The 14,746-nt window shown below is 49.0% G+C and carries 9 protein-coding genes and 1 pseudogene; 3 read left to right on the forward strand and 7 right to left on the reverse strand.

Features of this window, described 5'->3' with window-relative positions:
* Together BJP37_RS13005 and BJP37_RS13010 are read right to left on the reverse strand one after the other, a co-directional pair.
* Window positions 1-1,503: ATP-binding protein (locus BJP37_RS13005; protein WP_143727978.1), on the reverse strand; the 1,503-nt coding region annotated here is incomplete at its 3' end.
* Window positions 1,504-1,634: 131 nt separating this feature from the next.
* Window positions 1,635-2,375, reverse strand: coding sequence for a LuxR family transcriptional regulator (locus tag BJP37_RS13010; protein WP_075906044.1), 741 nt, complete (start codon window positions 2,373-2,375; stop codon window positions 1,635-1,637).
* Window positions 2,376-2,603: 228 nt separating this feature from the next.
* Here BJP37_RS13010 and BJP37_RS13015 point away from each other — a divergent pair, with 228 nt between their 5' ends.
* Window positions 2,604-3,812, forward strand: coding sequence for a lytic murein transglycosylase (locus tag BJP37_RS13015; protein ID WP_075899335.1), 1,209 nt, complete (start codon window positions 2,604-2,606; stop codon window positions 3,810-3,812).
* An 8-nt stretch (window positions 3,813-3,820) separates the two neighbouring features.
* Here BJP37_RS13015 and BJP37_RS13020 read toward each other — a convergent pair.
* A pseudogene (locus tag BJP37_RS13020) lies at window positions 3,821-4,978 on the reverse strand (penicillin-binding transpeptidase domain-containing protein); the annotation flags it as partial.
* A 105-nt stretch (window positions 4,979-5,083) separates the two neighbouring features.
* Between BJP37_RS13020 and map the strand changes: the two are divergent.
* Window positions 5,084-5,872: a type I methionyl aminopeptidase gene (gene map, locus BJP37_RS13025; RefSeq protein WP_070391333.1), complete on the forward strand. Its 789-nt coding sequence runs from the start codon at window positions 5,084-5,086 to the stop codon at window positions 5,870-5,872.
* A gap of 456 nt (window positions 5,873-6,328) precedes the next feature.
* Here map and BJP37_RS13030 read toward each other — a convergent pair whose 3' ends face one another.
* From BJP37_RS13030 to BJP37_RS13040, 3 genes are all read right to left on the reverse strand, one after another.
* Window positions 6,329-10,168 (reverse strand): AMP-binding protein, encoded by a 3,840-nt coding sequence (locus BJP37_RS13030; RefSeq protein WP_075899339.1) that lies wholly within the window; start codon window positions 10,166-10,168, stop codon window positions 6,329-6,331.
* A 94-nt stretch (window positions 10,169-10,262) separates the two neighbouring features.
* Window positions 10,263-11,276 (reverse strand): aspartate/glutamate racemase family protein, encoded by a 1,014-nt coding sequence (locus tag BJP37_RS13035; RefSeq protein ID WP_075899341.1) that lies wholly within the window; start codon window positions 11,274-11,276, stop codon window positions 10,263-10,265.
* 4 nt (window positions 11,277-11,280) lie between these two features.
* Window positions 11,281-12,018 (reverse strand): hypothetical protein, encoded by a 738-nt coding sequence (locus BJP37_RS13040; protein WP_075899343.1) that lies wholly within the window; start codon window positions 12,016-12,018, stop codon window positions 11,281-11,283.
* 803 nt (window positions 12,019-12,821) lie between these two features.
* Here BJP37_RS13040 and BJP37_RS13045 point away from each other — a divergent pair.
* Window positions 12,822-13,175, forward strand: a complete 354-nt coding sequence (locus BJP37_RS13045) for an NAD(P)/FAD-dependent oxidoreductase (RefSeq protein WP_075899345.1) — start codon at window positions 12,822-12,824, stop codon at window positions 13,173-13,175.
* 63 nt (window positions 13,176-13,238) lie between these two features.
* Here BJP37_RS13045 and BJP37_RS13050 read toward each other — a convergent pair whose 3' ends face one another.
* Window positions 13,239-14,528 carry a glycosyltransferase family 4 protein gene (locus BJP37_RS13050; RefSeq protein ID WP_075899347.1) on the reverse strand — a complete coding sequence of 430 codons (1,290 nt, stop codon included), beginning with the start codon at window positions 14,526-14,528 and terminating at the stop codon, window positions 13,239-13,241.
* Between the last annotated feature and the right edge of the window lie 218 nt (window positions 14,529-14,746).

Here is a 14,746-nt window from a genome sequence, read left to right on the forward strand (position 1 = left end):
GGCATCGTCGGCGGGCTTCTGCCGTCCGCGGGTCTCCGGATGTCCGTTGACCGTCACATCGGCGATGTAGGTCAACAGTCGCGTCGCGCGGTCCTGGCGCCGCACCTGTTCGAACAGTTCCGGCGTGTTGTCGATAAACTTGGTGGTGTAGGAATTGTCGCGGAAACGGTCGTGGCCGATGATCGCTTCCAGGAAGGTCAGGTTGGTTGCCACGCCACGGATGCGGAACTCACGCAGCGCCCGGTCCATGCGGTTGATGGCCTCCTCCGGGGTTGGCGCCCACGCCGTGACCTTTTCAAGCAGCGGATCGTAGTACCGGGTGATCACCGCCCCCGAATAGGCCGTTCCGCCGTCAAGCCGAATGCCGAAACCGGTGGCGCCGCGATAGGCGGTGATGCGGCCATAATCGGGAATGAAGTTCTGTTCCGGATCTTCCGTCGTGATGCGACATTGGAGGGCGTGGCCATTCAGGCGGATGTCATCCTGTTTCGGCACGCCAGACTCAGGGGTGCCGATGGCGAAGCCGTCGAGCACGTGGATCTGTGCCTTGACGATGTCGATCCCCGTTACCTCCTCGGTGACGGTGTGCTCGACCTGGATGCGCGGATTGACCTCGATGAAATAGAAGGCGCCGGTATCGGAATCCATCAGGAATTCCACCGTACCCGCACCAAGGTAGTCGGTCGCCTGGCCGATTTTCAAAGCGTAGCCGGAGAGTTCCTGCCGCTGGTTGTCGCTGAGATAGGGTGCTGGCGCGCGCTCGACGACCTTCTGATTGCGCCGCTGGATTGAACAGTCGCGCTCGAAAAGGTGAACCACATTGCCGTGCGTATCGCCCAGCATCTGCACTTCAACGTGGCGAGCCCGCTCGACCAGCTTTTCAAGATAAACTTCGTCCTTGCCGAACGCCGCCATCGCTTCGCGCTTGGCTTCGGTCACCTCGCGGTCAAGCTCCTCTTCGGAGCGAATGACGCGCATCCCGCGTCCGCCCCCACCCCAGGACGCCTTTAGCATCACCGGAAATCCAACCTCGCGCGCCATACGCGCGACTTCTTCCATGTCCTCAGGAAGAGGCGGCGTCGCGGGAACCACAGGCACCCCGACTTCAACGGCCAGATTGCGGGCAGCGACCTTGTTGCCCAACCGGCGCATGGTCTCCGGCGTCGGGCCGATGAAAACAATACCGTTCTTGGCGCAGGCCTCGGCGAATTCGGGGCTTTCAGACAGCAGGCCATAACCGGGATGAATGGCATCAGCACCTGACAGTTTGGCAACCCGGATCATTTCATCGATCGACAGATAACTTTCAATCGGCCCCAGGTCCTTGGGCAGATGTGGGCCCCGTCCAACCTGGTAGGATTCGTCGGCTTTGAACCGGTGCAGTGCGAGCTTGTCCTCCTCAGCCCATACAGCGACCGTTTTCAAACCAAGCTCATTGGCAGCCCGGAAAACCCGGATGGCAATTTCAGATCGATTGGCAACGAGAATCTTAGTAATCGGCAAGGCAGACGACTCCGTCAGGATGGGCCGTCGGCAAAATGGACGGCCAGTGGGCAGGAATTGCCCTTTCTTTAGAGAGTTTCATCGCCAAAGCAAATGCTGGTGGCAGAGTTTGCGCCGAATCCCGGCGCAGATCAGGAAATCAACCCAAGCCGGAACGCGATTGCAACAGCATGATGCCGGTTTTTGGCTTTCAGTTTGACCTGTATGGCATTCATGTACCAATCCACCGTATGCGCCGATATCTCCAGAATGTCCGCAATTTCATTGGACGTCAGACCATCGGCCAGAAAGGTCAGCGATTCCATCTCGCGGCGCGTCAGCTGCACATCGACTGCGGAGGACAATTCATTTCGGATCAGCGGGTCAGTAAGGTCGAGTAGGCGCCAGAGGATCGTCTTTGCAAGCGCGTCGAACTGGATCATTTCCGCTGGCGACAATTCCACCGGCTTGCCACCGGCGATGAGAATGCCCAACAGGCCACGCCGACCGTGCACCGGAAAAACATAACCGTCTTCCAGACCATGTTGATGAGCATCAATGACCATGCGTTGCATGCGCCGGCGATGCGGGTCGCGCCTGAAAGCCGGAATCGTATCGGACCACTTGAAGCCCTTTTGCGACAGACCAAGAAAGCGAATATTCGGATCAATCAGTACATAGCGTTTGCGCATGTAGCGCGCTGGCCAGCCGTCGGGCCAGTGGCCTGCCAGGATGAGACTGAGTGGATCCTCGGAGGCCTTTGGCTGGCGAATGACACCGTAATATTCGAACCCGTAAATATCGAGAACTTCCTCAAGCGCATCTATGAGTGCGGCCTGGGAGCTGTATTCATCAATCGTTCCGAGAAAATCGATAATAGCGTTGATTTTCACAAAAATACCCCAATCGACTGTAGAACAGTCAAAAATATCGTCACGCACCAAGAATTGGCACGTGCCTATAGTCCGCTAAACCAGACTAAACCCGCTCCAACCGAAACATAAACATTTGATGCTCGGCGGAAAAGACAGAAATCGCGCATAGATTGAAATTTAATACCCTCAACATCACCGAAGGATTGTAACCGATTTTACCGGCTTGTCTGTTTCCCGCTTCTTGATATGATTCCCGATATGCACGTCATATTTCGATTCCTGCCCGTATTCCTGATCCTTTTCGGCCTTGGGCTCACCGGGCCGATGGTTGAAGATGCCGCGTCCAAGCCGACATTCCAGAACTATCTGGATTCGCTCTATCCCGACGCCGCTGCTGCTGGCGTGGAATGGGAAACATTTGAAGCGGCAACGAAGGGTCTTACACCCAATACCAAGCTGGAGAAGTTGACGCGCGCTCAGCCCGAATTCAAGCGGACCATTGGCCAATATGTCGGCAAGGCCGTGAATGATGCACGCATCAAGAATGGCCGTGCCATGGCCAAGAAATACGCGCGCACGTTGAATGCCATTGAAAAGAAATACGGCGTCGACCGCTATGTCATCCTCGCCATCTGGGGCATGGAAACCAATTATGGCGGCTATATCGGCAAGAGCGATATTCTCCGCTCATTGGCCACCCTCGGCTATATGGGCTACCGCGACGATTTCTTTCAGAAGGAATTCATCAACGCCATGCTGGTCATGCAGCAGGAGCGGTTGAGCAAGAAGAATATGCGCGGTTCCTGGGCGGGCGCTGTTGGCCATACGCAATTCATGCCATCAAGCTTCCTGCAATACGCGGTCGATCACAACGGTGATGGAAAACGAGATCTCTGGGGAACGCCATCCGACGCGCTGGCATCGGCGGCCAACTACTTGAAGCGCAAGGGTTGGGTCACCGGCGCGCATTGGGGTTATCAGGTCACATTACCGAAATCGATCGACCTCATGAAGGCTGACGATAGCTATCGCAATTGGGAAAAACGCGGCGTGAAACGGACCGATGGTGGTGAACTGCCCAACAGCGGCAGCGCGACCCTTTTCTTCCCGAGCGGCATTCAAGGGCTGGCTTTTTTGGTCACTGACAATTTCCCGGTCATCAAAACCTATAATTTCTCCGACGCCTATGCGCTGGCCATCGCCCATCTGTCTGATCGCATCGCCGGTCGCAGCACGCCGTTACGCGGTGAATGGAATCTGGAGACACCTCTCAACAAGAAGCAGAGAATTGCCCTTCAGGAGGGAATGAAAAAGCAGGGATACAAGGTGCCGCGAACGGATGGCCGCGTCGGTCTCGAAATGCGCGCAGTCATTCGCACTTACCAGAAGCGCAACGGCATGGCGCCTGACGGTCATGCCGACACCGAAGTCTACAAGTCGGTTATGCGGAAGTAGATCAAAAGCTACTCGACAAAAACGTCGACGCTCGCAGCGCGGCCTGCTGCATCAATCACCATAAGACTAGCCGTTCCCGGACCATCCGGCACCCAGTGCATCTGACGGCGACGCAGCCGTTTCTTTAGAGGCTTGCCATTGGCCAACCACCGAAAGGGCGGTCTGCCGCCCTGCAATTTGACCACAAGTGGAGACAGAACCCGGTCTGCGCCACGGCTCAGCTCTATTCGGGCGCCAGCCGGAGGGTAGGCAATATGCGGTGCTGCATCCCGGACGGTGCCGGACATCTGCAGCGCTTCCTCTTCGGTTCTGTAGCGCCGCATCGCAACGGGCAATTCGCTATGAGCCAGACGAACTGCCCCTGGTGGTGCAGGCGCAAAAGCAACCCGGTCCCGTCCGATCCGTGAGAAGGCCTCGAATAGCAACGGCGCAGCGGCAGATTGCCCGGTCATGCCAGGCACTGCCGTATTGTCTGCACGGCCTATCCAAACACCAATGACATAACGGCCATCATAGCCAACGGACCATGCATCCCGATATCCGTAGCTGGTACCGGTTTTGTAGGCGATGTCGAGCGCTGGAGACCCGGCCGGTTCAGCCACGCCGCGCAATGTGTCAGTGACATGCCAGCGGGCAGCACTTTCCAAAAGCGTCTTTCCGCGGTTTACGGCTTCACTGGCGTCGATCCCATTGGTCAGCAGCGCAACGCGCCCGTTACGAGAGGCCAGAGCCGTGTAAAGCTGAACCAGATCTTTGAGCGTGATGCCGATGCCGCCCAGCCCTACAGACAGGCCTGTGCTACCACCGGGCGGCAATGCGTAATCGATCCGGCTGCGCCGGAAAAGATCGGTCAGGCGGGCCGGACCGACGGCATTGAGAAGACGGATTGCCGGCACATTCAGCGACATCTGCAGCGCTCGGGCCACACTCACATCGCCCTGGAACGTCATATCGAAATTTCTTGGCCGATAACCGCCAAAATCCGCCGGACGGTCGGAAATGAGCGTTTCGGGCAGCACCACGCCTTCCTGAAAGGCCAATCCGTAGATGAAGGGCTTGAGCGTGGAGCCGGGCGATCGTTTGGCGATTGACATGTCGATCCAGCCGGCCCGGCGCCCATCGAAATAGTCCGAGGATCCCACCTGTGCAAGGATCGACCCTGCTCTCAAGCCGACCGGCGTTAATGAGCGATCATATTATTGTACAATTAAAAAAACAACAAATAGTATAATTTTTCCCAATTTTTGGGGTAATTGACGGAATAAAAACTCATGGCAGCTGAACGAATTGTCATCTTATCCAGTAGAGAAATAGCTAAAATGCGTCTTGCTGGACGCTTAGCCACTGCACTGTTAGACCATTTAGAACCCATGGTTAAGCCAGGGGTAAGCACCCTAGAGATTAATGATGAAGCGGAACGCTGGACAAAAGAGCATGGGGCAATCAGTGCTCCCTTAGGTTATCAGGGCTTTCCTAAATCTATCTGTACTAGTATCAATGAAGTTGTCTGTCACGGTATCCCTAACGGTAAGCAAATCCTTAAAGATGGGGACATCATTAATATTGACGTAACACCAAAGCTGGATGGATATCACGGGGATACCTCTAGAACCTTTTTTGTTGGTACCCCCTCACCCCTAGCAAAAAAGCTGGTGGAAGTTACTGAAGAGTGTATGATGCGTGGTATTGCTGAGGTCAAGCCAGGAGCAAGAGTTGGCGATATTGGTGCTGCTATCCAAGAGTATGCCGAGTCCAACGGCTTTTCCGTAGTGCGAGACTTTGTTGGACACGGGATTAGCAAGATTTTCCATACAGCTCCCCAAATTCCTCACTATGGCACTAGAGGGAAAGGAAAACGCCTCCGGGCTGGTATGGTTTTCACTATCGAGCCAATGATTAACGAAGGTACCTACGAAGTGGAAATTCTAGCTGATAAGTGGACAGCTCTCACAAGCGATCGCAAACTTTCTGCCCAATTTGAACACACTGTAGTGGTCACTGCTGACGGCGTAGAGATTCTGACCTTGCCAGAACAGGAAATCCAGAGCAAATCGGCTTAAGTCTCATTAGTCATTAGTCATTGGTGCTTGGTAATTCGTGCTTGGTGCTTTCTACTTGATGCTCGGTAGCTGCCAGGAGACCTGATGTTTGTCAATCTGTTAGTCAATTTGGGAAAAGCACTAATCACCAAGACCAAAGTCAAAGCACTAAGGAGTGACATACTCCCACACTGAATCAGAGATTACAGTGTGGGCTTCTTGCCAACTCCACCCAACGGTATCGGCTTTCGCCGACGCTGCGCGAACGGATACTCGGCAAGCTTTATTGACGACACGGGATGCCCCTCCGCACCGGAACAATACAATAAGTTCTATTTTTTAGGAACGTAGGTGGCTGACAAACCAGCATTTAAGGCCTTTGGCCACGCTTCGCGAACGGCTTTGTTTATCAGTAGATATATTATAGCAATTTTATAATACCCTGTGCAAAATTCATCCCACACCTAATGCGTAGCATTAGGTGTGGGATGAATTTTGCCGGACAGCTAAAGCTTGGTGGGGCATGGCAACCCCTTTCGGTTGCCCAGTTGAGCCAGAAGTATAGATAATATAAGCCAGGTGATCTGGTGTAGTCTGGCCATTGAGGTTGGTGGGTAGATGTTGGGCAATGGTTGGCCAATCCTTATCTAGACAAAGGGTATGCTCTGCCATTAGCTGCACCTGGGATATTAAACACTCTTGGGTGAGTAGAATGGAAACTTGAGCAGTTTTCATCATGTAGGCCAGCCGTTTCTGGGGATAGCCAGGGTCTAGGGGAACATAAGCTCCCCCGGCTTTGAGAATTGCTAGCAGCGCGATCACCATCTCCAAGGAGCGCTCCAGACAAATTCCCACCGGAACATCTCGGCCAACACCCAAGCAAAGCAAGTAATGGGCAAGTTGGTTAGCCTTTTGATTCAACTGGTGATAGGTCAGAGCTTGTTCGGCAAAACGTAATGCTACTGCATCTGGTGTCTTTTGGACTTGAGCTTCAAATAACTGGTGAACGCAGGCATTACGAGGATAATCGGTTTGGGTCTGATTCCACTCCACTAATAATTGCTGTTGTTCAGCAGCACTCAAAATGGGTAATTGAGCAATGGTTTTTTCTGGAAATAGAGTTATCCCCTCTACAAAAATTTGGAAATTTCTGGCCATCCGCTCAATTGTTGCCCGGTCAAACAGGTTGGCATTGTATTCAAAAGCGCCAATCAGTTCTGTATCGATTTGGGTCAGGGATACAGTTAAATCAAAGGTAGCCCCAGCAGTAGGTTTGTCTAAGGGCTTAGGATTGACACTCAGCCCCGACAACTCTAGGGTTTCTTTCGGGACATTTTGCAAGGTAAACATCACCTGAAATAGGGGACTAACCCCTGGCAATCGTTCCGGCTTCAGTTGCTCTACCAGCAGGTCAAAGGGGACATCAGCATGGGCATAAGCGTCTAAAGCCACTTGACGAACCTGGGACAGCAACTCATCGAAGGTATGCTGTTGGTTCGGTCGAGTGCGCAAGACTAAGATATTAGCGAAAAAGCCAATCAACGCCTCTGTTATGGCTGGCTTTCGGTTGGCGATGGCAGTCCCCACCACAATATCGTCTTGATGGCAATAGCGAGACAGAAAAGCGGAAAAGGCCGCAAAAAGGGTAATGAATAAGGTTGTGCCCTTACCCTGGCTTAAGACATTGAGTTTTTGAGTTAAATCCCCATGGAGGAGAAATGGCACCCGGCCAGATTTGAAGGGTTGAGTTTTGCGGGGACGATCCAGGGGGAGGTTAAGCACTGGGGTAGCATCTGCTAATTGCTCTTGCCAGTATTTTATTTGGCTATCTCTAAACTCTCCCGTAAATCGGTGCCGTTGCCAAGCCGCATAATCAACATACTGAATGGGCAGAGCTGGTAAGGATGGCGGTGTCTGGGTTAAACCAGCTTTGTAAAGGGATGAGAGTTCTCTGAGCAAAACTTGTATTGACCAGTCATCACTAATGATGTGGTGCATGGTCAGTAGTAAAATTTGCTTTTCCTGTGAATTGCAAATTAGCGTAAATCGCACCAGAGGGCCAACAGTTAAATCGAAGGGGCGATTTTGTTCAAGGAGAATCACTTCCTCAATCCCATCGAACTTCTCAGTGGGCACGTCTACAATAGACAAGGGTAACCGAATGTGTGGGGCAATCACACCGAAAGGCATTCCCTCGCGAGCAGAAAAGGTGGTTCGTAGGATTTCATGGCGGTCTATGAGGGTTGCGATCGCATTTTCTAAGCTCGTTCTGTCTAATGACCCGGTAATCACAAACGCTCTGACCATGTTATAGGCAGCACGATTGTCTTCCAGTTGAGCCAGAAACCAGAGACCCTGTTGCGTTAAGGATAGAGGAATGTCTGCCTCTGTTTCCCTGGGGGTGGGGACTAATGGATAGTCACCAGTGCTACAAGTGCTAGTATTTACGGATTCTAGGTAATTTGAAAGCAGGCTAATTGTTGGTGCTTCAAAAATCTGCTTCAATGGGATTTCAATGCCTAGTCTATTAGAAATACGAGCCACAACTTGGCTGGCCTGAAGGGAGTGTCCTCCTAATTCAAAGAAATTATTCTCAATGCCAATCGGCTCAATTTTTAGGACTTCCGACCAAATTTTGACTAAGGTTTCTTCTGTCGCCGTACGCGGGGCAATAACGTTTAATTCTAATTGTGATGTTGATAGAATTGATTCCGGTTTTGGTAAAGCTCGTCGGTCAATTTTACCAGTTACAGTTAACGGTAATGACTCTAGCCAAATAAAACAAGCTGGAACCATGTAACTGGGTAATTTGTCTCCCAACGCAGCTTTTAATTCGTTGGCTGTCGGTTTGTTTTGGGAATTTACCGGAGTCAGATAAGCCACTAGCTGTTGATCGCCCACTGCTCCCCCTGCTTCTGTCTGGGCTACTACAACCGCCTCTTTAACAGCGTCTAAGTTCAACAAACTGGCTTCGACTTCAGTGGTTTCAACCCGATAACCTCGGATCTTGACCTGAAAATCTTTACGACCCAGGTGCAGCAAACAACCATCCGGTAATAACCGACCCAAATCTCCTGTTTTGAAATATCGGTGCTCCCCATCGGTGATAAACACTTGCTCGGTGCGCTCAGGCTGTTGCCAATATCCCAAGGCCACTTGGCGAGAACGAACCACAATTTCACCAACCTCTCCCGGGGGAACCTCTTGCCCCGATTCATCCCATAGCAAAACATCCGTGCCCTCAACGCCATAGCCCGCAGGCACCGTGGCCCCCGTGAGCACGGTTTTTTTGGTAATGGGAAATTGTCGCACTGGACTAATCTCTGTACCTCCGAGATTCACCATTAAGGTGCATTGGTCGGAAAAGTTTTCAACGAAAAGTTCGGCATCTTGTCGGTAAACCGTTTCGCTCCCAATTTGGATTAATCGTAACTTCGGAAAATTTTCAAGCCCATCTAATGTTGAAACAAAGTGACGAAACAATGTCGCCACGGCAAACATAACGGTGATATCGTTATCTCGCAACCATCGACCTAACTGATGTAACCCAATTTGCTTTACATCCAAGGGGAATAGGGCTGCTCCATTCAACAGGGCACAGTAAATATCTCGCACTGCACCACCAAAGGCGGCTGAGTACAACAGTGAAAAGCGATCGCTAAAGCTGATAAAACCGCTGTTGGTATAGTTGCGGCATAGATTCAGCACATAGCGATGGTTTTGGAGCACACCTTTCGGGCGTCCTGTAGAACCGGAGGTGTAAAGAATATAGGCTTTATCGTCAGGATGATACTGAATGTCTAAGTTTTCCTCTGAAATTCCTGGTTCGAGGCTGTCAATCCTTAAAACATCTTGGCTCAAAACATCTTGGCTCAAAATCCTCTGCTCAAACCCGGAAGCATCGAGATGGTAGCGTACGCTTAAAATTAATCTAGCCTTTGAGTCCTTAAGAATCAGGCTCAGGCGAGACTCTGGCAACGATATATCTAAAGGAACATAAAATTTCCCGGCTTTGAGTACCCCCAACATCGCCGCGATCATGCTCGGTCCGGTCTCAAATAACAGAGCAACTGGTTCAGACCCAGCCCCAAGCTTGTTTAAAACGGCTCTTGCAATCCGGTTCGCCCATTGATTTAAGGCGTTGTAGGTTAGCTCTTGTCCAGGAACACCGATGGCAAGACGATTCCCATGACGTAAAACCTGTTGTTCAAACTGCTCTACAATTGACCCTTCAACATTTTCTAAGGGGAAAGGCTCAAAGATCTGCTTGGCACTATCGTTGTCGTTTTCAATCAGGGATTGTACAGAGGGATTCATCGTTTTAGCTTAGGTGTTTGAGCTTAGGTGTTTGAGCTTAAGTGTTTGAGCTAATGTGGGTTGGACTGATCTGTTAGAAATCAAACCGGTCTCGTTACAGGCTCAGTTTAATTGCTGCCATCGGCTGAAGGGTTTCAGCAGCACGGTTCAAAGCAAGTTGAACCGGATTAATCACCTCGAGCGCCGACAAAAACTGCTGCACTGCCCCTTTACTTGTTCCTTGCAGCGACTCCAGCAAACAGGGAATTTCGCTACAGCCTGGGATGATACAGTCCGGGTCGGGTTGGGTTTTGAGCAGGTCAACAAAGAAGCGTTCCCCTAATTCACAGGTCAAATCAGGATTAGAGGCTTTTACCCCCTGATAAATGCAGTCCATCAGGGTTAACTGCAAAGCATCACTTGGTTCGATCAGCTCAATGCCATTGGCCTGAAGGGGATCGGCGTAAACCTGTCCCCATCGCGTGGCACTGGTGCATAGGAGTAACGGTCGGTGCCAATTCCCATCTGTGAGATGCTTCACCACAGATTCAATTAACGAAATCCACTGGAGTTTAATGGCAATCTGGGGATGATTGTTCAGCAGCCTCTGCCACGCAAAAGGAAGGAAGTAATGGGCAGCATTACACAGGACAATCACTTGGATTGGAGTATTGCGTGTATAACATTGTGCAACTCCCACTTGAATTGCCATCTCTAGCATCGCCACTAACTCCTCTTCGGCCAAGGTTTTGACCAAGGTTTTGCTGCCAGCTTGCCTTTTTAAGGTCATGACTGCTGTTCGACTTGGCAGCGCACAGGCCTGTAATAACACAATTTCTCTCGTATCATCAAATATTTCACAGGCTTGCTCAAATCCCGATACTCCCGGTATTGGACCCATCCCTCCAATTAAGAGTAAGGGGGGAGCTTTGGTGTCCCGAGGCCGGAGTACCATCACCTCTGTGGGATAGTCTTGATCGGTAATCACTTCTCCCAAGTCCAAGTGAACCTTAGCAATGTCAGCTAATCTTCGTCGATAGGCTGGGATTGCCGTAATCGCCTGTTGAGCTGTTTCAAAACAGTACTGATGCTCTGGGTTAAGACGCGCAGATAAGGGATTCGTTGGCATGAATTTATTGAGTCATCATGTTAGTGAAGTCTACCATCACACTACCTAAACGAGTCAAATATTCTACAAATAAGTTCTGAGCCTGTTGGTAATCAATAGATGTGTTTGTGGCTTGACAATAGGCATTCAAGGCTTTGACCACAACCAAAAAGTGATCCACTTCCGTCTCATCAGCCACATGAGCGTGGATATAGGTCAAAGCTTGCTCTTTTTCTGCAGCAGAAAAGGAGTAATGACGATCAATGAGATCACTAAAAGCCTTTAGGGCAATGCTATACTCACCGTGGTTATAGATCTCAGAAAACATATTGGTGAACAATCCCTTGGGAATATCATTGACCACCATGTTCTGATAAATCCATTGTTTAAACTCTCTGGCTTTCGGTAAGCAATACTGGTCTAATTGCCAGGAAGCGTCATCCAAAAACCCCCCAGCCAAACGGTGATAAAGCTCAGCATGGGTTTGACCGCCATAGTCTAAACCGAGGTCTTCATAACTGGTCTCAGCGTTGAAGGCTCCCGCCATGAATAACTGTTCCCGTACTGAAGAGGAATTTGCGAAAGCCAGCCGTTGTAAGCGACAAGATAGACCATAGATCGCTAACATCTTAAGGTGAGTCGCCTTCCAGGAGTTAAAGAAATGAGCCAGAAATGACTTAGACCAACGATGGGTAGGAACCAGTGCAAAGAAATTATCAATCTTGCTTACTGCCTCCGTTGCTTCACAGAAAGCTTGAGTCAATTACTGCCTCAACTGGGCGTCATCCACCATATTGATTAGAGGATTTACCGTCTCTAACAAGGAAATAGTCATACCAAAAATGCTACCCACAATTGCCTGTTATTTATAATACCTCATTGTGCTCGGGTTTCAACATTTAGTTTTCTTTTTAAACTGATTTTAAGCTGAATTTAAGAAACCAGATTTTGCAATTCAAGTTGTAGTTTTTTTAAAAAAAATGTAGTATGTTGCGATAAATTATTTGGGCAGGATTAGGGCTGGTGGGACGGTTAGGCTTTCCTTCTGAGGCTGTAGTCTGGAATCTACCGGATTCTGTATTAATCGCGCACATTGATCCCAACCCATAAGGGTTATAATTCCCTCAAATGTTAGACAATGCAGCCTTACGGTTTGGTTCCCTTGACTCTCCTAATCCTAGAAATGAGGTCACATCAACCGTTCATAGTTCCAGTCGTTCTCTAAGTCCGTGTTCTCTAGGTTTCCTGATCTTCTTAGTTAACTACCTTAACTAGCAGAACACAGCTTATTCATAGCATAGCTGATTTACCTAAAACTTGACATTATTCAATTATTTCCACCGCTTATATCATAAAATGCCAATTTTTTTTTAACTTGTTATCAAATTTTATATAAGTAATACTTAATCAACTTAATTAATGTATAAGGCTTTATTATAAATATAGTTATTATAGTTATAGCGGTTTTAATAGTAATGAGTTATTAAGAATTTTTTCCCATTGTTCCTCTAGGAAATAGGTCAGCAGTCAGCAGTCAGCAGTCAGCTTGAAATAAATGTCAGCTTAATGAGCGATCGCAAACTGCTGCAGCAATACGGACTCCTGCAATTGCCCAATTGGACAGCATATCTCCAAAAAACTCAGTACGTGCAGGAGTTAAGTGCCAACGCCTCTTCTCAATCCAAGCTTTTGATTCAGCCAGCCTATTCTCAGTATTTAGATCAGATCACCGATGATGGCTGGCTAGCTGTTGGTGATGCAGCTTGTACCCTAGATCCCCTATCGTCGGCTGGTATTCACAAGGCGTTGCAATCGGCAATTAAAGCAGCTGATGCGATCGCAAATTATGTTAAAGGTAAATCTCAAGCTTTGATCACCTACGAATCTCAAGCACTTCACCAGTTTGAACTGTATTTATAAGACCGGCGCAAATACTATTCTTATTCAAGGACAGATTGGGTTTGAACTACTTGTCTCAGGCAGTCAGGACTGTATCTTGGAGCTGACTAGGTGTTCAGCAATCACCTTGTGATAGATCTTGATCATCTGATCTACCTTAACTTCCCAATCAAAATGTTGCATAACTTTCTTTTGGCCCATTCTTCCCATATCAAGGCGTTTTTGGGGTGAGTGGGCCAGGGTCAGCATTGCATTGGCAAGACTATCAATAAACTCCTCTCGAGAGGAGGGTTCTACAAGAATTCCACAAGAAGTATCGAGATAATCTGCTGGGCCTCCCCAATTACTGGCAATCACTGGAAGTCCCTTTGCCATTGCCTCAAGCACCACTGCACCACCACACTCTAAAAGACTCGGTAAAACAAATACATCAGACTGCTGTAATTGCTCTGAACACTTTTCCTGAGAAAGCCAACCAGCAAAAAATACTTTACCAGTATTGTGGATAGTTGTGGATAAAATATTGAGTTCTTGTGCTTGTTTCTCTAATTGATACCGCTCTGTACCATCACCAATAATAGTTAAGCTAATCGGAAAGTTTAGGGATGCTTTTTTAAATGAAAGCAGCAATAAATCAACGCCTTTCCAGTCCACAAGCCTACCGATAAAAACATAAAATGTTTTTATCGGTAGGCTTGTGGACGCAGATTTCCGAGGTTTAAAGATAGATAAATCTACACCGTTTTCTACTATTTCAATTACTTGTTTACAGGCGACTTGAGGTAGTGCTTTTCGGGTTCGCTCATTTGCCACTATGAGTAATGCTGCCTGTTTCTTTCCAGGTATCAATTGGTTCATAATATTCGAAAACTTCCGTCCCAAAAATATGGTAAAGTTGACAGTTTTATTTGGGAGTTTCTGAAAACCTGGAGGATAGTCCATACCACCATTCATAGGACCAATAATTATCGGTACACCCATTCCAAACAGCATAGATGGTTCTTTGGGGGATACTGGAATCGGTTGATGAATTATATTGATCTGCTCCTGCTTAACAATACGGCGAATGATTTGTCGCTGGGTCAGCTGGGTCAAAAGACGCATAACCAGCCCTAGCGTAAAGTAGGATAAACGGGTAGGCAGCAGATGACCTAACTGCCACAACATACGATGCCAAATGGTGTCAGGAACATAAGCAATATGTTGATCTTGGGGAAATAATGCCTCTAATTCTGCACGAGTGCGTTCGTGTACGACTAACCAGGTAGGAATCCCTCGTTGGCGCAAAATTCGATAGTAATGTAATGGAAGAGCTGCTTCACCACCAAACTTTGCAGATGCATGTTCCGCTGCAATCAATACTCGAAGGTTCATATTATATACCCTATGTTCTGTGAGCTGTTTATGCACTAGCACCCGGGATTGACCTTTGGTCACGCTACGCGATGCGACCTAGGAGCCGCTAAAAGCGATCGACTACGCTTACTTTGTCACTCTAATTACCTAATACAGGGTAAATGTATATTGTCAATAAAATCTGGGGGGGCGACGAAATAAGTTAAAACGCAGACTCTATAAGCGACCTAGCCCTT

It is taken from the genome of Moorena bouillonii PNG, assembly GCF_001942495.1.
Taxonomy (GTDB): Bacteria; Cyanobacteriota; Cyanobacteriia; order Cyanobacteriales; family Coleofasciculaceae; genus Moorena; species Moorena bouillonii.

Bases quoted from the DNA above. Each gene is read 5' to 3' on its own strand.
- BJP37_RS13015 (WP_075899335.1), top strand. From the start codon at position 2,604: ATGATTCCCGATATGCACGTCATATTTCGATTCCTGCCCGTATTCCTG.
- map (WP_070391333.1), top strand. From the start codon at position 5,084: ATGGCAGCTGAACGAATTGTCATCTTATCCAGTAGAGAAATAGCTAAA.
- BJP37_RS13030 (WP_075899339.1), bottom strand. From the start codon at position 10,168: ATGAATCCCTCTGTACAATCCCTGATTGAAAACGACAACGATAGTGCC.
- BJP37_RS13035 (WP_075899341.1), bottom strand. From the start codon at position 11,276: ATGCCAACGAATCCCTTATCTGCGCGTCTTAACCCAGAGCATCAGTAC.
- BJP37_RS13045 (WP_075899345.1), top strand. From the start codon at position 12,822: ATGAGCGATCGCAAACTGCTGCAGCAATACGGACTCCTGCAATTGCCC.
- BJP37_RS13050 (WP_075899347.1), bottom strand. From the start codon at position 14,528: ATGAACCTTCGAGTATTGATTGCAGCGGAACATGCATCTGCAAAGTTT.